Here is a 21,586-nt window from a genome sequence, read left to right as displayed (position 1 = left end):
CCCGGGCCTGCTTGTGCATATGCGTAGGAGTACGCATATGCTCGCCATGTCCTGCCCCGGTTTCGCTTGCGCGTTGCCCGACGTTGAACACGCGGCCGTTCAGCCGATGTGGTTCCGACGTCGCTGCGACATTTCCGTCACTTCCGATACAAGTTAAAAGATCGTCAACAGACTCTGCGAAAAAGGCCAGTCCCCGGATCGCAAGGACTGGCCTTTATGCTTTAACGACAAATTACGTTGCCGTCAGACTTATTTGCCGAGTACGACGCGGCCGTTTTTGACTTCGCCCATCACGACCATGTTGGCCTTGATGGCTTCGTGATCGTCGCGCGTGAATGGCTTGTTGTACGTGGTGACAACGCCTTCAATCTTGGTGTTCAGGCTTTCCAGCGCGCCGCGGACTTTTTCGCCGTCCGTGGAGCCGGCTTGCTTGATCGCTGCGGCCAGCAACAGGACTGAATCGTAGCCTTGGGCAGCGGACACGGCCGATGGCATGCGGTCAACCTTGTAAGCCTTTTGGTAGGCTTCGATGAAGGCCTTGCGCTTTGGCGTGTCGCCGTCCTGGATGAAGGTTTGCGGCATGCGTGCGCCGTTGCCGTTCTTGCCGGAATTGTCGATGAAGTTACCCATCGACAGCGGCCAGCTGCCGATGATAGGCACGTGCCAGTTCAGCTTTTCCATGCCGTTGGCGATTTGCGCCAGTTCAGGACCGATGCCGTAAGTCAGCACGACTTGCGCGCCGCCTTGCTTGGACTTCAGCAACTGGGCCGTCATGTCGACGTCCTTGAGGTTGTACTTTTCGATGGCGACAGGCGTGATCTTCTTGGCGGCAAGAGCCTTTTCCAGATCTTCACGTCCGAGCTGACCGTAGTTGGTCGAGTCGGCCAGAATCGCGACCTTGGTGTACTTTTGCTTGTCGATGGCTTCATCAGCCAGCATCTTGGCCTGGATTGCGTCGTTGGCCGAAGTGCGGAAGATGTAATTGTCTTTGTCTTTTTCGAACTGCTTGGTGACCACGGAGCCGGTGGCGACGTTGGTGATCACAGGAATCTTGGCTTCCTGGTAGAAGCGCTGCGAAGCCAGTGCCACGCCGGTGTTGGCGTAACCAACAGTGGCGACGACCTTTTCCTTGTTGATCATTTCTTGTGCAATTTGCACACCGCGTTCGTTCTTGGCTTCATCGTCGCGTTCAACGATCTGCACCTGACGGCCCAGCAGGCCGCCTGCAGCGTTGATTTCAGCCACGGCCAGCTTGACGCCGTCGCGCATGGACACGCCCATCGGCGCGGAACCGCCGGTGAACGGGCCGGACACGCCGATCTTGATCGGGTCGGCAGCTTGGCTGGAAAGGGAAAGGCTCAGCAATGCTGCTGCAACCAGAGCTTGGGTCTTGTAAGTCATTTGTCTTCCTCCTGGGTTTAATTATGTGGCCAGACCATCTTGTTGTGGACTAACTCTCCTCCGCTTCGGGTTCTCCGCAGCATCGGTATCGGGGCTGATTCTGTCGCATCTACCTTTCTCGAAACTTACAAACCTGTCAGGGTCTGACGGATGCTTTCGGGTAGTGGAACCGATTTTTCTTGTTTGAAATTAACCCACACGATCTTTGCGCCGCCCTCAGCATAAATGATTTCGGGCTGATCGACACGCCGGATTTCATAGGTAGTTTCCACACTGGAACGGCCGGGAGGCTGTGCGTACATGCGGACCTCAATGTCGGCCGGATACTTGAGCTGGCGCAGGAAGCTGCAGTGCGCATTGACGATCACCGGGCCCAGCCCGTCAGCCTCAATGCCGACGCCGATGGCTTCCAGCCACTCGATACGGGTCTGTTCCATGTAGCGGAAATAGACGGTGTTGTTGACGTGATTGAAGGCGTCCATGTCGCCCCAGCGCACGTCCATGCGCGAGGTGTGAATCAGTATCTTGTCTGTCATTGCGGGGCTTGCCTTTCGTTGCGCGCTAAAGCGATTCATTCATTGTTGAATTTATTTCATCTTTCCTGGCGATGCTGTGGCAGCTCCGGCCCTATTTCTTATCGGTTTCGGATCGACTGCGCGGGATTCCATTTCCATACTTACAAGAGGGAAATCACATAAAATACTTGGCATCGCGAACATATTTGCGTTGCAGACTAGCATTCTCTCGCAAAATATTGAACAATAGCACGATCGTTCGCAAAAATATTCCAACCAAAACCATACGGGACACTCCATGACTCAACCTCAAGACTTGCTGGCGCAGTACGGGCCGCGCGAAGCAATGGAATACGACGTCGTCGTTGTCGGCGGCGGCCCCGCCGGCCTGTCGTCGGCCATCCGCATCAAGCAGCTGGCGGCAGAAGCCGGCAAGGAAGTCTCGGTCTGCGTGCTGGAAAAAGGCAGCGAAGTCGGCGCCCACATCCTCTCCGGCGCGGTCATGGATCCGCAGGCGATCACCGAACTGTTCCCCAACTGGAAAGAACTCGGCGCGCCGCTCAACACCGAAGTCACCGAAGACCGCTTCCTTTTTCTCTCCGCCAGCAAGGCATACAAGACCCCGTCGTGGATGCTGCCAGCCTGTTTCCAGAACCATGGCAACTACGTCATCTCGCTGGCCAACGTGACCCGCTGGCTGGGTCAGCAGGCTGAAGCGCTGGGTGTGGAAATCTTCCCGGGCTTTGCGGCTGCTGAAGTACTCTACAACGACGACGGCTCGGTCAAGGGCGTCGCTACCGGCAACATGGGCGTGGACCGCCACGGCGAGCCGACCGGCGCGTTCCAGCTGGGCATGGAGCTGCATGCGAAGTACACCTTCTTTGCCGAAGGCGCGCGCGGCCATCTGGGCAAACAACTGATCGCCAAGTACAAACTCGACGCCGGCAAGGATCCGCAAACCTACGCCATCGGCATCAAGGAAATCTGGGAAATCGATCCGAAGATGCACAAGCCCGGCCTGGTCGTACACACCGCCGGCTGGCCGCTCGACAGTGGCACTTACGGCGGCTCCTTCCTGTATCACCTGGAGAATAATCAAGTCGCGGTCGGCTACGTGGTCGGCCTCGCGTACGAGAATCCCTACCTGTCGCCGTACGAAGAATTCCAGCGTTACAAGACCCATCCTGAAATCCGCAAGTTCTTCGAAGGCGGCAAGCGTCTCGCCTACGGCGCGCGCGCGATTACCGCCGGCGGTTTGCAGTCGCTGCCGAAGCTGACCTTCCCGGGCGGCGCACTGATCGGCTGCGATGCGGGCTTCCTGAACGCCTCGCGCATCAAAGGCAGCCATGCCGCCATCAAGACCGGCATGCTTGCCGCAGAAGCTGTTTTTGAGGCCTTGAGCAATGATCGCCAGTTCGACGAACTGACGGCGTACAGCGCCGCGTTCGAGAAGTCCTGGCTGCATGAAGAACTGCACAAGGCGCGCAACTTCAAGCCGTCGATGAGCAAGGGCCTGTACACCGGGACGCTGCTGGTCGGTATCGATCAGGTGCTGTTCGGCGGCAAGGCGCCGTGGACGCTGCATCACACGCATGCCGATCACGAATGCCTGAAGCCGGCGTCCGACTTCACGCCGATTGCGTATCCGAAGCCGGATGGCAAGCTGACCTTTGATCGCCTGTCATCGGTGTTCATCTCGAACACCAACCATGCCGAAGACCAGCCGGTCCACCTGACGCTGAGAGACCCGTCGATACCGGTCGGCATCAACCTGGCGAAGTATGCCGGTCCGGAGGCGCGTTACTGCCCTGCCGGCGTGTATGAGTTCGTGAAGAACGACGACAATACGGACCGCCTGCAGATCAACGCGCAGAACTGCGTGCACTGCAAGACCTGCGACATCAAGGACCCGACGCAGAACATCGTGTGGGTCACGCCGGAAGGCGGCGGCGGGCCGAATTATTCGAACATGTAATCGGCTTCCTGCTTCAAACAAGAACGGCGCTTCGCTCAAACGAAGCGCCGTTTTTGTTTCGGCATTGCCGTCACAGCGAGGCAGGCGGATTTCATTTAGTATGGCCTGTCGCATAAGACCACCTTCGCTTACGAGGACTATAAAAATGATTCGGAGACTTGCCCTGGGCATCATCGCCCCCTTGCTGCTTTCATCTTCCCTGCTGTCGACTGCGGCCCACGCCGCCGGCTATCCGCAACAGCGCGAAGCCGATTGGATTGCGCCCTCCTTCACCTTCCATACCGGTGAGACGCTGAACAACTTCAAACTGCATTACATCACCGTCGGCGATCCGGCCAATCCGGCGGTGCTGCTGTTGCACGGCACCTATCGCAGCGGCGCCGACATGGTCGCCAAGGATTTCGCCGGCGAGATGCTGGGCCCGGGACAGCCACTTGATGCGAGCAAGTATTACGTGATCATGCCGGACGCCATCGGCGTCGGAAAATCGGCCAAGCCGTCCGACGGGCTCCGCGCGAAATTCCCGCAATACAATTACGCTGACATGGTGCTGGCACAATACCGGCTGGTGACAGAAGGCCTGGGCGTCAAACACCTGCGCCTGGTGATGGGCAATTCCATGGGTGGCATGCAGACCTGGATGTGGGGGGAAACCTATCCGGCGATGATGGATGGGCTGGTGCCGATGGCGTCGCAACCAATCGAGATGGCGAGCCGCAACTGGATGATGCGACGCATGCTGGTCGAATCGATCAAACAGGACCCGGCCTGGAACGGCGGCAACTACACCACGCAGCCACCTTCGCTGCGCCTGGCCAACACCATGTTCGGCATTGCCACCGCCGGCGGCACCCTCGCCTACCAGGCGCTGGCGCCGACGCGCGCGCAAGCCGACAAGATCGTTGATGACCGTTTGAATGCGCCGGTGACGGCGGACGCCAACGATTTCATCTATCAATGGGGATCGTCGGCTGACTTCAATGCCATGCCGAATCTGACGCGCATCCAGGCGCCTCTGCTGGCGATCAATTCGGCCGACGACGAGCGCAATCCGCCTGAGACTGGAACGATGATTGCGGCCTTGAAGCAGTTGAAGAACGCCGAGTTGTATCTGATACCCGCGAGCGCGGAAACGCGTGGGCATGGGACGACGAGCTTTTCAAAATTCTATGCCAGGCAAGTCGGCGACTTTTTGAAAACGCTGCCGCAACGCTGAGTTGTTCGGTAGCTCAAACGAAAAAGGCTTCGATACGTATCGAAGCCTTCTGTTTTTGCGGCATATCCGGACCAGCGATTACGCGCCCGGCAAGGTCCATTGTCCGTTGATGATTTTTTCCAGCCAGAACGCGCCGATGACCGTCTTGACGTCGGTCACCTGGCCCAGCCGGACCTGCTCCAGCAATTCCGACAGCGGCGCCTTGTAGATGTCGAGGAACTCGCCGTCGTCGAGCTTGCGCTCGCCAGCCGTCAGGCCGCGCGCCAGATAGATGTCGAGGTGCTCGTCCGAGTAGGCAATTGCGTTGTGGATGGTGCAGACGAATTGCCAGTCGGTGGCGGTGTAGCCGGTTTCTTCCTGCAGCTCGCGCTTGGCGCAGGCCAGATGGTCTTCGCCGGCATCGATCTTCCCGGCCGGGAATTCGATGAAGACCTGGTCAAGCGGATAGCGGAACTGACGCTCCAGCAGCACCGAGCCATCGTCGAACAACGGCAGGATCACCACCGCGCCTGGATGACGAATATGTTCGCGTATTGCGTGCTTGCCATCAGGCAGTTGGATCGTGTCGCGCTGGACCTTGAGGAAGTGCCCTTCGTAGACCAGCTGGCCGTCTACCTTGCTTTCTTTGAGATGTGCGTCCATAGGAAATCAGGCAATCAATAAGCGTGGATGGAGAAAGAAAATCTTGTCGCCGCGACATGTGTCGGGCACAGGCCGGCGCAGCTCAGGCGTGGCTCTTGCGCAGATAGCGCACGACGTAGCCCGGATACGCCAACACCAGGAACAGACAGCCGGTGACGGCATAAAATTCCCAGCGCTGGGCAAAGGCATTGCCGATATTGGCTTCGAAGAAATGCGCGATCGCGCCGACGATGAAATACAGGGCCACCAGCTCCAGCAAGCGCACCCATACCGGCTTGCGATAATCGGACGACTTGCTGAGGGGGATCAGCGCGAACAACTGCTGATTGAAGAAAGGAAGGTTGGCGGCCAGGACCGCCAACACGATGACACACCAGCTCAGCAGGGAAACGTTCACTGGCGGCTTCGCTTTACGCTGCGATGACTTTGCTGAGGAACGTCGCCAGCGTGGTGACGATGGCGTTGGTGCAGGCGTCCATCAGGTGACCAGGCCACAGACCGAGGCCCAGCGCTGCGATACCGTTCAGGCTCAGCGCAATGCGCACGTCGAAGCTGGCAGTGATCTTGCCGCTGTCGGCTGGATCATCGAAGTACATGTTCTTGATCACGCGCAGGTAGTAGAACGCGCCGACCAGGGAGAACACCACGGCCAGCACTGCCAGCCAGATCTGGCCGGTGCCCAGCACCGCTTGCAGCACCGACAGCTTGGCGTAGAAGCCGACCATCGGAGGAATACCCGCCAGCGAGAACATCAGCACCAGCATGATGCCGGCAAACCATGGGCTGCGTTGATTCAGGCCCTTGAAATCGTCGAGCGTGTCGGCTTCGAAACCGGAGCGCGACATCAGCAGGATCACGCCGAAGGTGCCCAGCGTGGTCAGCACGTAAGTAATCGCATAGAACAGCGACGAGCTGTAGGCATTGACGGCCTGGAACAGGTTGCCGTCGACCACGCCCGACATCATGCCCAGCAACATGAAGCCCATGTGCGAGATGGTCGAGTACGCCAGCATGCGTTTGATGTTGGTCTGCGCAAGCGCGGTCACGTTACCGACGATGATCGACAACACGGCCAGCACCATCAGCATTTGTTGCCAATCGATCGCCAGCGGCAGCAGGCCTTCGACCAGGATGCGGAACACCATCGCGAACGCTGCCAGTTTCGGCGCGCCGCCGATCAGCAGGGTCACCGGTGTCGGTGCGCCGTGATAGACGTCAGGCACCCACATGTGGAACGGCACGGCGCCCAGTTTGAATGCCAGGCCAGCCACCACGAACACGATGCCGAACACCAGCACGTTGCGGTCGACGGTGCCCGAAACGATGGCGCGGAAGACGTCGTTCAGTTCCAGCGAACCGGTGGCGCCATAAAGCATCGAGATACCGTACAGCAGGAAACCGGAAGCCAGTGCACCGAGGATGAAGTACTTCATCGCGGCTTCGGTCGAGCCGACATTGTCGCGGCGCAGGGCGACCAGCGCGTACAGCGACAGCGACATCAGTTCCAGGCCCAGGTAGATGGACAGGAAGCTGTTGCCGGAGATCATGACCATCTGGCCCAGCAGCGCGAACAGCGTCAGCGCGTAGAACTCGCCGCCGAGGTGACCGCCGCCGACGATGCCGCGGTCGGAGTTGTATTGACGTCCGTAGATCAGCGTCAGGCCGATGGCCAGGTAGGAGAACAGTTTCAGCAGGCTCGACAGCGGATCCGAGACGAACATGTTGCTGAAAGTGTAGACCGTTTCGCCGCTTGCGTAGTTGGTGAAGGTCAGCACTGCACAGCCTACCAGCGCCAGCAAGGACAGCACGTAGGTGATGACGCGCTTTGCATCCGGCAAAAACATATCGATCAGCAGGATTGCGGAGGTCGCAATCAGCAGAAATATTTCCGGATAGACAGGGATCAGATTCATGTTGTTCATTTAGTTACCGCTTAGTTTCGTCCGCGTATTTTGTCCGCTTACCGTTGCCGCCGTTTTCAGCCGGGCCTGCACTTCGCCTGCCCTGCCTGTTTCGAAACGTCGTACCGAATTGCTTGCCGGCGTCGGCGCTGCACACTGCAGCAGCACCGATGCCTTGTTACTTTACTTAGTTGCCGATCTTGGAGACCGACACGTGCTTCAACAGATCGCTGACCGAAGTCTGCATGGTGTCCGTCACCGGCGCCGGGTACAGACCCATCACCAGCACCGCGATCGCCAGCAGGCCGAGGATGAAGAATTCGCGCTTGTTGACGTCGGTCAGTTCTTCCACGTGGTGATTGGTCACCGCGCCGAAGATCACGCGCTTGGTCAGCCACAGCGAGTAAGCCGCACCCAGGATCAGGGCGGTTGCCGACAGCAGGCCGATCCAGAAGTTGAACTTGACAGCGCCCAGGATCACCATGAATTCGCCGACGAAACCGGAGGTCGCAGGCAGACCGCAGTTGGCCAGCGAGAACAGGATGAAGAAAGCAGCGAAGCGCGGCATCTTGTTGACCACACCGCCGTACTGGGCGATTTCACGGGTATGCATGCGGTCGTACAGCACGCCGATACACATGAACATCGCGCCCGACACGAAGCCGTGGGAAATCATCTGTGCGATACCGCCCTGCACCGCCATGTCGTTGAACATGAAGAAGCCCAGCGTGACGAAGCCCATGTGGGCGATCGACGAGTACGCGACCAGTTTCTTCATGTCCTGCTGCACCAGTGCGACCAGGCCGATGTAGATCACCGCGACCAGCGACAGCGTGATCATGAAACCGGACAGCGCGTGGCTGGCGTCAGGAGCGATCGGCAGCGAGAAACGCAGGAAACCGTAAGCACCCAGCTTCAGCATGATCGCAGCCAGCACGATGGAGCCGCCGGTAGGCGCTTCCACGTGGGCGTCAGGCAGCCAGGTATGCACCGGCCACATCGGCACCTTGACCGCAAATGCCATCAGGAATGCGAAGAACAGCAGTTTTTGCTCGATCATCGACAGCGGCAATTGATGCCATGTCGGGATTTCGAAGCTGCCGCCGGACACGATGTACAGGTAGATCAGTGCGATCAGCATCAGCAGCGAGCCGAGCAAGGTGTACAGGAAGAACTTGAAGGCCGCGTACACACGATTGGCGCCGCCCCAGACACCCACGATGATGAACATCGGGATCAGGGTCGCTTCGAAGAACACGTAGAACAGCATGCCGTCGAGCGCCGAGAACACGCCGATCATCAGGCCCGACAGGATCAGGAACGCACCCATGTATTGGCCGACGCGCTTCTGGATCACTTCCCAGCCGGCCAGTACCACGATCACGGTGATGAAGGCGGTCAGCGGAATGAACCACAGCGACAGGCCGTCAATGCCGAGGAAATAGCTGATGTTGAAACGATCGATCCAGGGCGTCTTCTCGACGAACTGGTAACCGTGCGCGGCCGCATCGAAATGCAGGACCAGCGGGATGGTTACCAGCAGGCTGACGACGGCGCCGAGCAGCGCCAGCCAGCGTGCGACGGATGGATTGTCGTCGCGGCCCACGGCCAGGACGAGTATGCCGAACGCGACCGGACACCAGATCGCAAGGCTAAGGAGAGGAAAAGTTGACTGCATCATGGTTGTTATCTTCTTACAGCTTATTTGCCAAACGGAAACGGCATGAACCAAACCAGGAAACCCAGCACCCCGATAATCATCACGAACGCGTAATGGTAGATGTAACCGGATTGCCACAGGCGCGTGACTTTCGAGAACCAGTTGACGACCTTGGCGCTGCCGTTGACGACCAGACCATCGATCAGGCCCTTGTCGCCGATAGTCCACAGGCCGGTGCCCAGCATGCGTGCACCGCCGGCAAACACGACATCATTGAACTTGTCCATGTAGTACTTGTTGTCCAGCAAGGTGTAGATCGCGCTGAACTTGTCCTTGAACCAAGCCGGGACGCGCGGATTGACCATGTAGAAGTAGTACGCCGTCGCCACACCGGCAATCGCCAGCCACAGCGGCGCGGATGTCAGCGAATGCACCGCCATCGCGATCGGACCGTGGAATTCATGCGCCAGCTCTTCGAGCGCCTTGTGGTTTTCGCCGACAAAAATCACGTTCTTGAAGAAGTCGCCGAAGACCAGAGGCGAAATCGCGAAGAAACCGATGATGACCGATGGAATCGCCAGCAGGATCAGCGGCAGCGTCACCACCAGCGGCGACTCGTGCGGCTTCTGACCCGGGGCCAGACCGTGATGTTCATGGTCGTCGTGGGCATCATGAGCGTCATGGCCGTGTGCATCATGAGCGTGGTCGTCGTGTGCACCGTGTGCGGCAGCAGGCGCATGATGATCATCGTGGCCATGTGCGTCAGCCTTGCCGAAACGTTCTTCGCCATGGAACACCATGAAATACATGCGGAACGAATAGAACGCGGTCACGAACACGCTGGCCAGCACGGCGAAGTAGGCAAAACCGGAACCCGCCAGATGCGATTCGGCGGCTGCTTCGATGATGCTGTCCTTCGAATAGAAACCGGAGAAGAACGGAGTACCGATCAGCGCCAGCGAACCCAGCAGCGAGGTGATCCAGGTGATCGGCATGTACTTGCGCAGGCCGCCCATGTTGCGCATGTCCTGGTCATGGTGCATGCCGATGATCACGGAACCCGCGCCGAGGAACAGCAGCGCCTTGAAGAACGCGTGCGTCATCAGATGGAACACGGCGACCGAGTAAGCCGAAGCACCCAGCGCGACAGTCATGTAACCCAGCTGCGACAGCGTCGAATACGCCACCACGCGCTTGATATCGGTCTGCATGGTGCCGAGGAAGCCCATGAACAACGCGGTGATTGCGCCGATCACAAGGATCACGGACAAGGCGGTGTCGGACAGTTCAAACAGCGGCGACATGCGGGTCACCATGAAGATGCCGGCGGTCACCATCGTCGCCGCGTGGATCAGTGCGGAAATCGGGGTAGGGCCTTCCATCGAATCAGGCAGCCAGACGTGCAGCGGGAACTGAGCAGATTTACCCATCGCGCCCACGAACAGGCAGATACACGCCACGGTCAACAGCATCCAGTCGGTGCCCGGCAGCGTCAGCTGAGCCAGCTCGCCGCGCTTGGCGAACACTTCGCCGTAGTTCATGGAACCGGCATAGGCCAGCAACAGGCCGATGCCGAGGATGAAGCCGAAGTCGCCGACGCGGTTGACCAGGAAGGCCTTCATGTTGGCCTTGATCGCGGTCGGACGGGTGTACCAGAAACCGATCAGCAGGTAGGAAACCAGGCCCACTGCTTCCCAGCCGAAGAACAGCTGCAGGAAATTGTTGCTCATGACGAGCATCAGCATCGAGAACGTGAACAGCGAGATGTACGAGAAGAAGCGGTTGTAGCCGTCATCGTCTTTCATGTAGCCGATGGTGTAGATGTGCACCATCAGGGACACGAAGGTCACCACGCACATCATCATCGCGGTCAGGCTGTCGATCAGGAAGCCGACTTCCAGCTTCAGGCCGGCCACGGTCATCCAGGTGTACAGCGTGCCGTTGTAGGTCGCGCCGTCGATTACCGCCAGCAAAGTCTGGACGGAAATGATCAATGCGATCAACACGCCGAGGATGGTCGCCGTGTGCGAAACCTTGCGGCCGACTACATTGCCGAAGAACTTCGTCCCGAGCAGGCCTGCGATCGCAGAACCGGCCAACGGCGCCAGTGGTACGGCTAAAAGAAGATGTGGGTTAAGTTGCCCCGCCATGATGAACCTTATCGCTATTTGGGTTCTCCTCGAATCGGGAAGACTCTCGGAGAACGCCCATCTTTAAATGAAATTTAAATTCAATCTACCTGCACTGCGAACGTTCCAATGCGTACTGACGCTTAAAACGCGCTTACCCCTTGAGCGTGTCCAGATCTTCCACGTTGATGGTGTCCAGATTACGGAACAGCACCACCAGGATGGCCAGGCCGATTGCGGATTCCGCAGCGGCGACCGTCAGGATGAAGAACACGAAGATCTGTCCAGCCGCATCGCCGAGGTAATGCGAGAAGGCAATGAAGTTCATATTCACCGCCAGCAGCATCAGTTCGATTGCCATGAGCAACACGATGACGTTCTTGCGGTTGAGGAAAATGCCGACGATCGAGATCGCGAACAGGATCGCGCCAAGGATCAGGTAATGCGATAGCGAGAGAGTCATGATTGCGCGCCCCTTAAGCTTGTGGTCCTGCGCCGGATGCCTGAGCATCGCCGCCGGTGTTGGTGTCATTGCGAGTGGATTCAGCCTTCATCTTGACCAGGCGAACGCGATCGGTGCTCTTGACCTTGACTGCTTCGGCCGGCGAGAAGTACTTGCTGTCCTTGCGGCGACGCAGCGTCAGCGCCACGGCGGCGACGATGGCGACCAGCAGTATCACGGCGGCGACTTCAAAGGCGTAGACGTATTCGGTGTAGATCAGCATGCCCAACGCCTTGGTGGTGCCGATGGTGTTCGATGCGGCAGGCACTTGCGCTTCCGGCGCCCAGAAGCTGCGCAACAGGACCGCTGCCATTTCCAGCACGATGATCACGCCGATGGTTGCAGCCAGCGGGAAGTATCCCCAGAAGCCCTCTCGCATCTTGTCGAGATTGATGTCCAGCATCATCACCACGAACAGGAACAGCACCATCACCGCCCCGACGTAGACCAGCACCAGCACGATGGCGAGGAACTCCGCCTTCAGCAACATCCAGATGCCGGCCGCCGAAAAGAAGGCCAGCACGAGGAACAGGGCCGCATGCACCGGATTGCGGGCCGTAATGACGCGTAATGCAGCGAGCACGAGGACCACTGAAAACGCATAGAACAAGACAGTTTTAAATTCCATAATCAACCAAAAAGTTGGCTAAAACCAGTATCAGATCATTCGATCGCCCGATCCATCGATCAGGCTACCCAACAAGCTTCAGACCCGATCATCTCAGCGGCATGCAACAACCTGAAACCCTGCATGCCGTCCCGAACTCAATCAACGATATGCAGCGTCTGCAGTACGTGCAGCGGCAATTTCATTTTCGTAACGATCACCAACGGCCAGCAGCATTTCCTTGGTGTAGTACAGATCGCCGCGCTTTTCACCGTGGTATTCCAGGATGTGCGTTTCAACGATCGAATCAACCGGGCACGACTCTTCGCAGAAGCCGCAGAAAATGCACTTGGTCAGATCGATGTCGTAACGCGTGGTGCGGCGCGAACCGTCCTCACGCTGTTCCGATTCGATCGTGATCGCCATCGCCGGGCAAACCGCTTCGCACAGTTTGCAGGCGATACAACGTTCTTCACCGTTCGGATAGCGACGCAAGGCGTGCAGACCGCGGAAACGCGGCGACTGCGGCGTCTTCTCTTCCGGGAACTGAATCGTGATCTTGCGCGCGAACAGGTAGCGGCCGGTCAGGGCAAGGCCCTTGAACAGCTCCCGCAACATCAGGCTGCCGAAAAAATCCTTAATAGCTTCCATACTTCTCACCTCAGCCTTTACATTACTTCCGAATTACTTCCAGATATTCCACGAGGTCTGCATCCAGGTCGCAACGATGACCAGATACACCAATGTCAGCGGAATGAACACTTTCCAGCCCAGACGCATGATCTGGTCATAGCGGTAACGCGGGAACGAAGCGCGCACCCAGATAAACAGCGACACAATGAAGAAGGTCTTGATGCCCAGCCAGATCCAGCCCGGAATGAAGTCCAGCACGCTCAGCGGCGATGCCCAGCCACCCAGGAACAGCAGCGCGGTCAGGATCGAAATCAGCCACATGTTGGCGTATTCGGCCAGGAAGAACATCGCGAAGGACATGCCCGAGTATTCGATCATGTGACCGGCCACGATTTCGGATTCGCCTTCGACCACGTCGAACGGGTGACGGTTGGTTTCAGCGATGCCGGAGACGATGTAGATCACGAAGATCGGCAGCAGCGACAACCAGTTCCACGACAGGAAACCGACGCCGTGGTCGGCGAAGAAGCCCTTGCCCTGGCTGGTGACGATGTCGATCAGGTTCAGGCTGCCGGACACCATCAGCACGATGACCAGGCAGAAACCCATCGAAATTTCGTACGACACCATCTGCGCCGAAGCGCGCATGGCGCCGAGGAACGCGTACTTCGAGTTGGACGCCCAGCCGGCGATGATCACGCCGTAGACTTCCATCGATGTAATCGCCATGACGAACAGCAGACCGGCATTGACGTTGGCGATGACCGCTTCAGGTCCGAACGGGATCACCGCCCAGGCAGCCAGCGCCGGCATGATGGTCATGATCGGCGCGATGAAGAACAGCACCTTGCTGGCGCGTGCCGGCGTGGTCACTTCCTTGAAGATCAGTTTCAGCGCATCGGCGATAGGTTGCAGCAGACCCAGGGGACCGACACGGTTAGGACCCAGACGAACGTGCATCCAGCCGATCAGCTTGCGTTCCCACAGTGTCAGGTAAGCGACGCAACCCAGCAGCGGCACCATCACGACCAGAATCTTCAGCAGGCTCCAGACGAAGGTCCACACATACGGCCAGGCCGTACCCAGATACGCGGGGCCGACTGCGTTGATGTTGGCAATCAGTTGATCCATTACGCTTTCTCCACAACGATTGCGCCGAACATGCTACCCAGATTAGCGGTGCTTGCATGGGCGGCTGCCACACGTACGACATTTTCCGGCAAGTTCTTGTCGATGCCTGCAGTCAGCAGTGCGCTGCCCTGCCCTTGCTTGACGCTCACGCGATCGCCGGCGGCGATACCCAGTTTCTGCGACAAGGCTGCGGACAGCCATGCCTTCGGCGCCTGGCCGTCTTGCGTTTGCAGCAGCGCCGGCGAACGGCGTGCGATGGCATCGGCAAAATGGATAGGCACGTCGGCGAGGCGTTCCAGCGCGCCATTGGCCGAGACGTTGCCGGCTTGCGGCGCCAGCTTGGCGATATTGTTCAGGCGAGCGGACAGATCGGTTTCTTCGCCGATGACTTCGGCGCGAATCGATTCCGAGGTTTCGTAGTCGAAGTTTTGCAGGCCGAGCAGATTGCCCAGAACGCGCAACACCTTCCATGCCGGACGAGCGTCGCCCAGCGGCTTGACGGTACCGTTGAAGCTTTGTGCGCGGCCTTCGGCGTTGACGAAGGTGCCGGCTGTTTCAGTGAACGGCGCGATCGGCAGCAACACGTCGGCGTAATCGGCGCCGTGTTTGAATGCCGACATCACGACAACCATTTCAGCTTGCTTCAGCGCGGCAGTGGCAGCCTGCGCGTCGTGGCTGTCGAGTTCCGGTTCGGCATTCAGCAACAGGTAAGCCTTGCGCGGTTGCGCGAAAGCTTGCAGCGCGTTGGCGCCGTCCTTGCCTGGAATCGCATTGGCGAGGTAACCGCCGACGGCGTTGCCGCCTTCAGTCAGGTAACCCAGCTTGGCGCCGGTTTGTTCGGCGATCCATTGTGCGGCGGCGTGCAATTGCGATGCTTGCGGATGTTGCGCAGCGGCGTTGCCCAGCAAGACTGCCTTGGACGCGCCCGACAGCAGGCTGGCTGCGGTCTGCTTGGCTTCCGGCGAGATTTCGATGTTTTCGAAACCAGCCGGTGCGGCGACGCTCTTGGCTTGCGCCACAGCGGCAACGATGCCGCTCAATGCCGCCAGCCATGCGGACGGTGCAGCGATGATCTTGTTGGCGACCGGCATCAGCAGGTCGTCGTCAGCAGCGTGCAGGACGCTGATCTTGGCGCCGCTCTTGACAGCCTGGCGCAGACGCGCGGTCAGCAACGGATGATCCTTGCGCAGGAATGAGCCGATGATCAGGGCGCGGTTCAGTTCGGAGAACTCAACGATGGACATGCCCAGCCATGGAGTGACTTGGTGGTCCAGCGCGAAGTCGGATTGACGCAGGCGGAAATCGACGTTTTCGGAACCCAGGCCGCGCACGACTTTTTGCAGCAATGTCAGTTCTTCCAGCGTCGAGTACGGTGTACCCAATGCAGCGATGGCGCTAGCGCCGTGTTCGTGACGGATATTGCGCAGGCCGTGTGCGACGTATTCCAGCGCAACTTGCCATTCGACTTCCTGCCACTTGCCGTCTTGCTTCAGCATCGGCTTGGTCAGACGCTCTTCGCTGTCCAGCGCTTCATAGGCAAAGCGGTCTTTGTCGGAAATCCAGCACTCGTTGACGTTTTCGTTTTCCAGTGGCAGCACGCGCATGACCTTGCCGCCCTTGACCTGAACAATCAGGTTGGCGCCGAGGCTGTCGTGCGGGCTGACCGACTTGCGACGCGATAATTCCCAGGTACGTGCAGCGTAGCGGAACGGCTTCGATGTCAGTGCGCCGACCGGGCACAGATCGATCATGTTGCCGGACAGTTCGGAGTTGACGGTGTTGCCGACGAAGGTGGTGATTTCGGAGTGCTCGCCGCGACCCAGCATGCCCAGTTCCATGACGCCGGCGACTTCCTGGCCGAAACGCACGCAACGTGTGCAGTGGATGCAACGATTCATTTCCTTCATGGAGATCAGCGGGCCGACGTCCTTTGGAGGAACCACGCGCTTTTCTTCTTCGTAGCGCGATGTCGAAGCGCCGTAGCCGACCGCCAGATCCTGCAGCTGGCATTCGCCGCCCTGATCGCAGATCGGGCAATCCAGCGGATGGTTGATCAGCAGGAATTCCATGACGCCTTTTTGCGCCTTGACCGCCTTGTCGCTCGCAGTACGAACGATCATGCCGGCCGTGACCGGAGTGGCACAGGCAGGCAGAGGCTTCGGCGCTTTTTCAACGTCGACCAGACACATGCGGCAGTTGGCCGCAATGGATAATTTTTTGTGATAGCAAAAATGAGGAATGTAAGTGCCGACCTTGTTGGCAGCATCCATAACCATGCTGCCTTCTTGCACTTCAACTTTTTTGCCGTCTATTTCGATTTCAACCATGGCTTTTTGCCCAAGCTAAGTATTCTTTTGACCTTGAAGACATGCGCCCGGCCTTGTCGCCGATCGCATGTCTTGCCGTGCTGCCTAATGCTGTACTTGACGCTATGCGTTAAATATAAGCCGGCACCGAGCAGTGTTTGTGCTCGATGTGATACTCAAATTCTTCGCGGAAGTTCTTGATGAAAGCACGCACCGGCATTGCCGCCGCATCGCCCAGCGCACAGATGGTGCGGCCCTGGATGTTGTCGGCAACCGAATTGAGCACATCGAGGTCTTCCAGCTTGCCGTGACCGTTTTCGATACGCTCCACCATGCGGTACATCCAGCCGGTGCCTTCGCGGCACGGCGTACATTGACCGCAGGATTCTTCGTAGTAGAAATACGCCAGGCGCAACAGCGACTTGACCATGCAACGCGTTTCATCCATGACGATGACCGCACCCGAACCCAGCATCGAGCCGGCCTTGGCGATGGCGTCGTAGTCCATGGTGGTTTCCATCATGACGTCGCCGCGGATCACCGGAGCGGACGAGCCGCCTGGAATGACTGCCTTGAGCTTCTTGCCGCCGCGCATGCCGCCTGCCAGTTCCAGCAGTGTCGAGAACGGCGTGCCGAGTGGAATTTCGTAGTTGCCTGGACGTTCGACGTCGCCCGAGATCGAGAAGATCTTGGTGCCGCCGTTGTTCGGCTTGCCGATGTCGGCGTAGGCTTGCGCACCGATCTTGAAGATGAACGGCACGGCTGCGAAAGTTTCGGTGTTGTTGATGGTGGTCGGCTTGCCGTACAGGCCGAAGCTGGCCGGGAACGGCGGCTTGAAGCGCGGTTGGCCCTTCTTGCCTTCGAGCGATTCCAGCAGCGCAGTTTCTTCGCCGCAGATGTAGGCGCCGTAACCGTGGTGACCGTGCAGCTGGAAGCTGAAGTTGGTGCCCAGGATGTTGTCGCCCAGGAAGCCCGCAGCGCGCGCTTCTTCCAGCGCTTCTTCAAAACGCAGATACGCGTCGAAGATTTCGCCGTGGATGTAGTTGTAGCCGACCGTGATGCCCATTGCGTAGCCGCCGATGATCATGCCTTCGATCAGCGAGTGCGGGTTGTAGCGAATGATGTCGCGGTCCTTGAATGTGCCTGGTTCGCCTTCGTCGCTGTTGCAGACCAGGTACTTTTGTCCTGGGAACTGGCGCGGCATGAAGCTCCACTTCAGGCCGGTCGGGAAACCTGCACCGCCGCGGCCGCGCAAGCCCGAGGACTTGAGTTCGGCGATGACTTGTTCAGGAGTGATGTTTTCAGCCAGGATACGCTTGAGCGACTCGTAGCCGCCGCGTTTGACGTAATCCTCCAGATGCCAGTTCTGGCCATCCAGATCCGCCAGAATCAGCGGCTTGATATGACGATCGTGCAGACAAGTCATTTCTTCAGTTCCTCCAGCAGCGCGTCGATCTTGTCGTTCGACATCCAGCTGCACATGCGGTGATTGTTGACCAGCATGACAGGTGCGTCGCCGCATGCGCCCATGCATTCGCCTTCGACGATCGTGAACTGACCGTCGGCGGTGGTTTCCTTGTAGCCGACACCGAGCGTGTGCTTCAGGTGATGCGCCGCACGATCGCCGCCCGACAACAGGCATGGCAGATTCGTACAGACGGTGATCTTGTGCTTGCCCTGCGGGCTGGTGTTGAACATGTTGTAGAACGTGGCGACTTCCTGCACGGCCACCGCAGGCATGCCGATGTAATCGGCGATTTCCTGTTGCAGTTCGGCAGGCAGCCAGCCGTGTTCGACCTGCGCAATGCGCAGCGCGGACATGACGGCAGACTGGCGTTGATCCGCCGGGTATTTCGCGAGTTCGCGATCGATTTTCTTAAGAGCGTCTTGACTTAACAGCATATCGTTGGCCATCCGTGCGCATGGTTTGTTGAGAACCCGCGCGGGTTTATCGGATATTCCCCAGAACCTAATGGGTTTTCAAAAACATCCAGGGACCGGTTTTACCGGTCGATTTCACCAAACACAATGTCTTGCGTACCGATGATGGTTACGGCATCGGCAATCATGTGGCCCTTGGCCATCTCGTTGAGACTTTGCAAATGCGCATAACCCGGTGCGCGGATCTTCATGCGGTAAGGCTTGTTGGCGCCGTCCGACACGAGGTAGATGCCGAACTCGCCCTTCGGATGCTCGACCGCTGCATATGTTTCGCCCGGCGGCACGTGGAAGCCTTCGGTGAACAATTTGAAGTGGTGAATCAGGTCTTCCATGTTGGACTTCATGTCCACGCGTGGCGGCGGCGCAATCTTGTGATTGTCGATGATGACCGGACCCGGATTGTTGCGCAGCCACTCGACGCATTGCTTGATGATGCGGTTCGACTGGCGCATTTCTTCCACGCGCACCAAATAGCGGTCGTAGCAGTCGCCGTTCTTGCCGACCGGGATGTCGAAATCAAGCAGATCGTAGACTTCGTACGGTTGCTTCTTGCGCAGATCCCATTCGATGCCCGAACCGCGCAGCATAGGACCGGAAAAGCCCATCGCCATCGCACGTTCCGGCGAGACCACGCCGACGCCGACCAGACGCTGCTTCCAGATGCGGTTGTCGGTCAGCAGTGTTTCGTACTCGTCGACGTATTTCGGGAAACGGTTGGTGAAGTCTTCAATGAAGTCCAGCATCGAGCCCTGGCGATTTTCATTGAGTTGCTTGATGGCTTTGTCGTTGCGGATGATCGATGCCTTGTACTGCGGCATGGTTTCCGGCAGGTCGCGATACACGCCGCCCGGACGATAGTAGGCCGCATGCATACGTGCGCCGGACACGGCTTCGTAGCAATCCATCAAATCTTCGCGTTCGCGGAAGGCGTACAGCAGCACGCCCATCGCGCCGACGTCCAGACCGTGCGCGCCGATCCACATCAGGTGGTTCAGCAGACGGGTGATTTCGTCGAACATGACGCGGATGTACTGGGCGCGCAGCGGCACTTCGATGCCGAGCAGCTTCTCGATGGCCATGACGTAGGCGTGCTCGTTGCACATCATCGACACGTAATCGAGGCGGTCCATGTACGGAACCGATTGCAGATAAGTTTTTTGCTCGGCCAGCTTTTCGGTGCCGCGATGCAGCAGACCGATATGCGGGTCGGCACGCTGAATGACTTCGCCGTCCAACTCCAGCACCAGGCGCAGCACACCGTGCGCGGCCGGATGCTGCGGACCAAAGTTCAGCGTGTAATTCTTGATTTCAGCCATTATTTAATCCCGTAGTTTTCTTCACGAATGACACGCGGCGTGATTTCACGCGGCTCAATCGTTACGGGTTGATAAACCACGCGTTTCTGCTCGGCGTCGTAACGCATTTCGACATAGCCCGATACCGGGAAGTCCTTGCGGAACGGGTGACCGATGAAGCCGTAGTCGGTAAGAATGCGACGCAAGTCGTCGTGTCCGTCGAACAGGATGCCGTAGAAGTCGAAAGTCTCGCGCTCATACCAGTTGGCGGCGGACCAGATGTTCATGAGCGAAGCTACCAGCGGCAGCTCGTCGTCCGGCGCAAACACGCGCACGCGAACGCGCCAGTTATGCGTCAGCGACAGCAGATGCGAGACCACCGCAAAGCGCGGGCCGTCCCAGACGCCGTCGCCGTACGTCGAGTAGTCGACGCCGCACAGGTCCATCAATTCTTCGAAACGGGTATCGGCGTGATCGCGCAGAACGCGCATCGCCGAAAGATAATCGGCGGACTTGACCACCACCGTGATCTCGCCCAAAGACACTGTCAAATTCTGAAGATACCCTCCAAGCGCATTGCGCAAGGCAGCTTCGAGAGTTTCCAATTTTGTCGTCATACTGACCCTTCCACTCTCTTAGCGCGCAATGGTATTGGTGCGCTTGATCTTATTTTGCAGCTGGATCACGCCATACAGCAGCGCTTCGGCTGTCGGCGGGCAGCCTGGAACATACACGTCGACCGGCACGATGCGGTCGCAACCGCGCACGACGGAATACGAATAGTGATAGTAGCCGCCGCCGTTGGCACAGGATCCCATCGAGATCACCCAACGCGGCTCGGCCATCTGGTCGTACACCTTGCGCAGCGCCGGCGCCATCTTGTTGCACAGCGTGCCTGCAACGATCATGACATCGGACTGACGCGGCGACGGGCGGAACATGATGCCGAAACGATCCAGGTCGTAACGCGAGGCGCCGACGTGCATCATTTCAACCGCACAGCACGCCAGACCAAAGGTCATCGGCCACATGGAACCGGTACGGGTCCAGTTGATTACCTTATCCAGCGAGGTGGTAACAAACCCTTCGTTTAATACGCCTTCAATTGACATGGCTCACTCCCAATCCAGGGCACCCTTTTTCCAGATGTACCAAAAACCGACAACAAATTCAGCGATGAAGACCATCATCGTGATGTAGCCAGACCAGCCCAGGTCGCGCATGGATACGCCCCACGGGAAGAAAAATGCAGTTTCGAGATCGAACAGAATGAACAGGATGGCGACGAGGTAATACCGCACATCGAACTTCATGCGGGCATCTTCAAAAGCTTCAAAGCCGCATTCGTAAGGAGAGGTCTTTTGCGCATCAGGGCGATGAGGCCCGAGCAAACGACCGAGTAATTGAGGAGCGATGCCGACACCGATGCCGACTAGGATAAACAATAGAACTGGAAAGTAATTTTCGAGGTTCACGATTTGGCGTAGGTTTGTTGATAACTAGCGGAATGATTCTCAATATCAAACAGCTTTTTCCTCGACAAAAAGCCAGCTCGGGACTTAGTCCTTTGCTGGCTTTTCTCGGTATTTCATGGTGCCGACGACGAGACTCGAACTCGTACAGCTTTCGCCACTACCCCCTCAAGATAGCGTGTCTACCAATTTCACCACGTCGGCTTGAGACTGCAATTGTAACCCGTTTTGATGCTCTTGTTCAATGCACAATCACACTA

At 58.2% G+C, this 21,586-nt stretch carries 20 protein-coding genes and 1 tRNA gene; 2 read left to right on the top strand and 19 right to left on the bottom strand.

Going from position 1 to position 21,586, the window contains the following annotated elements; all coding sequences use genetic code 11:
• Positions 1–249 precede the first annotated feature (249 nt).
• Positions 250–1,401: an ABC transporter substrate-binding protein gene (locus tag E4P32_RS04195; protein ID WP_116433126.1), complete on the bottom strand. Its 1,152-nt coding sequence runs from the start codon at positions 1,399–1,401 to the stop codon at positions 250–252.
• A 125-nt stretch (positions 1,402–1,526) separates the two neighbouring features.
• On the bottom strand, positions 1,527–1,937 hold the full coding sequence (locus tag E4P32_RS04190; protein ID WP_116433127.1) for a thioesterase family protein: 411 nt from the start codon (positions 1,935–1,937) through the stop codon (positions 1,527–1,529).
• A 277-nt stretch (positions 1,938–2,214) separates the two neighbouring features.
• Between E4P32_RS04190 and E4P32_RS04185 the strand changes: the two genes are divergently transcribed.
• Both E4P32_RS04185 and E4P32_RS04180 read left to right on the top strand, forming a co-directional pair.
• On the top strand, positions 2,215–3,891 hold the full coding sequence (locus E4P32_RS04185) for an electron transfer flavoprotein-ubiquinone oxidoreductase (RefSeq protein WP_116433128.1): 1,677 nt from the start codon (positions 2,215–2,217) through the stop codon (positions 3,889–3,891).
• A gap of 145 nt (positions 3,892–4,036) precedes the next feature.
• Positions 4,037–5,107 (top strand): alpha/beta fold hydrolase, encoded by a 1,071-nt coding sequence (locus E4P32_RS04180; protein WP_116433129.1) that lies wholly within the window; start codon positions 4,037–4,039, stop codon positions 5,105–5,107.
• A 78-nt stretch (positions 5,108–5,185) separates the two neighbouring features.
• Here the strand turns inward: E4P32_RS04180 and E4P32_RS04175 are convergent, their stop codons facing one another.
• The 17 genes from E4P32_RS04175 to E4P32_RS04095 form a co-directional block, all read right to left on the bottom strand.
• Positions 5,186–5,749 (bottom strand): NUDIX hydrolase, encoded by a 564-nt coding sequence (locus tag E4P32_RS04175; RefSeq protein ID WP_116433130.1) that lies wholly within the window; start codon positions 5,747–5,749, stop codon positions 5,186–5,188.
• An 82-nt stretch (positions 5,750–5,831) separates the two neighbouring features.
• Positions 5,832–6,146, bottom strand: coding sequence for a DUF2818 family protein (locus E4P32_RS04170; protein ID WP_116433131.1), 315 nt, complete (start codon positions 6,144–6,146; stop codon positions 5,832–5,834).
• 13 nt (positions 6,147–6,159) lie between these two features.
• Positions 6,160–7,671: an NADH-quinone oxidoreductase subunit NuoN gene (gene nuoN, locus E4P32_RS04165; protein WP_116433132.1), complete on the bottom strand. Its 1,512-nt coding sequence runs from the start codon at positions 7,669–7,671 to the stop codon at positions 6,160–6,162.
• Between the two features lie 166 nt (positions 7,672–7,837).
• A complete protein-coding gene (locus tag E4P32_RS04160; RefSeq protein WP_029363018.1) occupies positions 7,838–9,331 on the bottom strand; it encodes an NADH-quinone oxidoreductase subunit M in 1,494 nt (497 codons plus the stop codon).
• 20 nt (positions 9,332–9,351) lie between these two features.
• Positions 9,352–11,460 (bottom strand): NADH-quinone oxidoreductase subunit L, encoded by a 2,109-nt coding sequence (nuoL, locus tag E4P32_RS04155; RefSeq protein WP_116433133.1) that lies wholly within the window; start codon positions 11,458–11,460, stop codon positions 9,352–9,354.
• Between the two features lie 133 nt (positions 11,461–11,593).
• On the bottom strand, positions 11,594–11,902 hold the full coding sequence (gene nuoK, locus E4P32_RS04150; RefSeq protein WP_016832380.1) for an NADH-quinone oxidoreductase subunit NuoK: 309 nt from the start codon (positions 11,900–11,902) through the stop codon (positions 11,594–11,596).
• A 13-nt stretch (positions 11,903–11,915) separates the two neighbouring features.
• A complete protein-coding gene (locus E4P32_RS04145; RefSeq protein ID WP_116433134.1) occupies positions 11,916–12,569 on the bottom strand; it encodes an NADH-quinone oxidoreductase subunit J in 654 nt (217 codons plus the stop codon).
• A 141-nt stretch (positions 12,570–12,710) separates the two neighbouring features.
• Positions 12,711–13,199, bottom strand: coding sequence for an NADH-quinone oxidoreductase subunit NuoI (gene nuoI, locus E4P32_RS04140; RefSeq protein WP_116433135.1), 489 nt, complete (start codon positions 13,197–13,199; stop codon positions 12,711–12,713).
• Positions 13,200–13,232: 33 nt separating this feature from the next.
• A complete protein-coding gene (gene nuoH, locus E4P32_RS04135; protein WP_116433136.1) occupies positions 13,233–14,312 on the bottom strand; it encodes an NADH-quinone oxidoreductase subunit NuoH in 1,080 nt (359 codons plus the stop codon).
• Positions 14,312–16,639: an NADH-quinone oxidoreductase subunit NuoG gene (gene nuoG, locus E4P32_RS04130; RefSeq protein WP_116433137.1), complete on the bottom strand. Its 2,328-nt coding sequence runs from the start codon at positions 16,637–16,639 to the stop codon at positions 14,312–14,314. Before nuoG ends, nuoH begins: the two co-directional genes overlap by 1 nt.
• Positions 16,640–16,748: 109 nt before the next feature.
• Positions 16,749–18,044, bottom strand: a complete 1,296-nt coding sequence (nuoF, locus tag E4P32_RS04125) for an NADH-quinone oxidoreductase subunit NuoF (RefSeq protein WP_053199262.1) — start codon at positions 18,042–18,044, stop codon at positions 16,749–16,751.
• On the bottom strand, positions 18,041–18,532 hold the full coding sequence (nuoE, locus tag E4P32_RS04120) for an NADH-quinone oxidoreductase subunit NuoE (RefSeq protein ID WP_116433138.1): 492 nt from the start codon (positions 18,530–18,532) through the stop codon (positions 18,041–18,043). Before nuoE ends, nuoF begins: the two co-directional genes overlap by 4 nt.
• Before the next feature lie 89 nt (positions 18,533–18,621).
• Complete coding sequence (locus E4P32_RS04115; protein WP_116433139.1) at positions 18,622–19,875, bottom strand: NADH-quinone oxidoreductase subunit D; 1,254 nt, start codon at positions 19,873–19,875, stop codon at positions 18,622–18,624.
• Positions 19,875–20,471 carry an NADH-quinone oxidoreductase subunit C gene (locus E4P32_RS04110; protein WP_116433140.1) on the bottom strand — a complete coding sequence of 199 codons (597 nt, stop codon included), beginning with the start codon at positions 20,469–20,471 and terminating at the stop codon, positions 19,875–19,877. The genes E4P32_RS04115 and E4P32_RS04110 overlap by 1 nt, the downstream gene beginning before the upstream one ends.
• Positions 20,472–20,489: 18 nt before the next feature.
• Positions 20,490–20,966 carry an NADH-quinone oxidoreductase subunit B gene (locus E4P32_RS04105; RefSeq protein WP_029363014.1) on the bottom strand — a complete coding sequence of 159 codons (477 nt, stop codon included), beginning with the start codon at positions 20,964–20,966 and terminating at the stop codon, positions 20,490–20,492.
• Positions 20,967–20,969: 3 nt separating this feature from the next.
• Positions 20,970–21,329 (bottom strand): NADH-quinone oxidoreductase subunit A, encoded by a 360-nt coding sequence (locus tag E4P32_RS04100; RefSeq protein ID WP_116433141.1) that lies wholly within the window; start codon positions 21,327–21,329, stop codon positions 20,970–20,972.
• A gap of 116 nt (positions 21,330–21,445) precedes the next feature.
• Positions 21,446–21,530, bottom strand: a tRNA-Leu gene (locus E4P32_RS04095).
• Positions 21,531–21,586 lie beyond the last annotated feature (56 nt).

Origin of the sequence: Herbaspirillum sp. 3R11 (assembly GCF_004563925.1) — a bacterium.
Taxonomy (GTDB): Bacteria; Pseudomonadota; Gammaproteobacteria; order Burkholderiales; family Burkholderiaceae_D; genus Herbaspirillum.
The sequence above is the reverse complement of the archived record's forward strand: the minus strand, read 5'-3'. Positions and strand labels throughout refer to the sequence as shown.

Excerpts from the sequence above, each read along its gene's own strand:
- E4P32_RS04195 (WP_116433126.1), bottom strand. The coding sequence starts at position 1,401 with ATGACTTACAAGACCCAAGCTCTGGTTGCAGCAGCATTGCTGAGCCTT.
- E4P32_RS04190 (WP_116433127.1), bottom strand. The coding sequence starts at position 1,937 with ATGACAGACAAGATACTGATTCACACCTCGCGCATGGACGTGCGCTGG.
- E4P32_RS04185 (WP_116433128.1), top strand. The coding sequence starts at position 2,215 with ATGACTCAACCTCAAGACTTGCTGGCGCAGTACGGGCCGCGCGAAGCA.
- E4P32_RS04180 (WP_116433129.1), top strand. The coding sequence starts at position 4,037 with ATGATTCGGAGACTTGCCCTGGGCATCATCGCCCCCTTGCTGCTTTCA.
- E4P32_RS04175 (WP_116433130.1), bottom strand. The coding sequence starts at position 5,749 with ATGGACGCACATCTCAAAGAAAGCAAGGTAGACGGCCAGCTGGTCTAC.
- nuoN (WP_116433132.1), bottom strand. The coding sequence starts at position 7,671 with ATGAACAACATGAATCTGATCCCTGTCTATCCGGAAATATTTCTGCTG.
- E4P32_RS04160 (WP_029363018.1), bottom strand. The coding sequence starts at position 9,331 with ATGATGCAGTCAACTTTTCCTCTCCTTAGCCTTGCGATCTGGTGTCCG.
- nuoL (WP_116433133.1), bottom strand. The coding sequence starts at position 11,460 with ATGGCGGGGCAACTTAACCCACATCTTCTTTTAGCCGTACCACTGGCG.
- nuoK (WP_016832380.1), bottom strand. The coding sequence starts at position 11,902 with ATGACTCTCTCGCTATCGCATTACCTGATCCTTGGCGCGATCCTGTTC.
- E4P32_RS04145 (WP_116433134.1), bottom strand. The coding sequence starts at position 12,569 with ATGGAATTTAAAACTGTCTTGTTCTATGCGTTTTCAGTGGTCCTCGTG.
- nuoI (WP_116433135.1), bottom strand. The coding sequence starts at position 13,199 with ATGGAAGCTATTAAGGATTTTTTCGGCAGCCTGATGTTGCGGGAGCTG.
- nuoH (WP_116433136.1), bottom strand. The coding sequence starts at position 14,312 with ATGGATCAACTGATTGCCAACATCAACGCAGTCGGCCCCGCGTATCTG.
- nuoG (WP_116433137.1), bottom strand. The coding sequence starts at position 16,639 with ATGGTTGAAATCGAAATAGACGGCAAAAAAGTTGAAGTGCAAGAAGGC.
- nuoF (WP_053199262.1), bottom strand. The coding sequence starts at position 18,044 with ATGACTTGTCTGCACGATCGTCATATCAAGCCGCTGATTCTGGCGGAT.
- nuoE (WP_116433138.1), bottom strand. The coding sequence starts at position 18,532 with ATGGCCAACGATATGCTGTTAAGTCAAGACGCTCTTAAGAAAATCGAT.
- E4P32_RS04115 (WP_116433139.1), bottom strand. The coding sequence starts at position 19,875 with ATGGCTGAAATCAAGAATTACACGCTGAACTTTGGTCCGCAGCATCCG.
- E4P32_RS04110 (WP_116433140.1), bottom strand. The coding sequence starts at position 20,471 with ATGACGACAAAATTGGAAACTCTCGAAGCTGCCTTGCGCAATGCGCTT.
- E4P32_RS04105 (WP_029363014.1), bottom strand. The coding sequence starts at position 20,966 with ATGTCAATTGAAGGCGTATTAAACGAAGGGTTTGTTACCACCTCGCTG.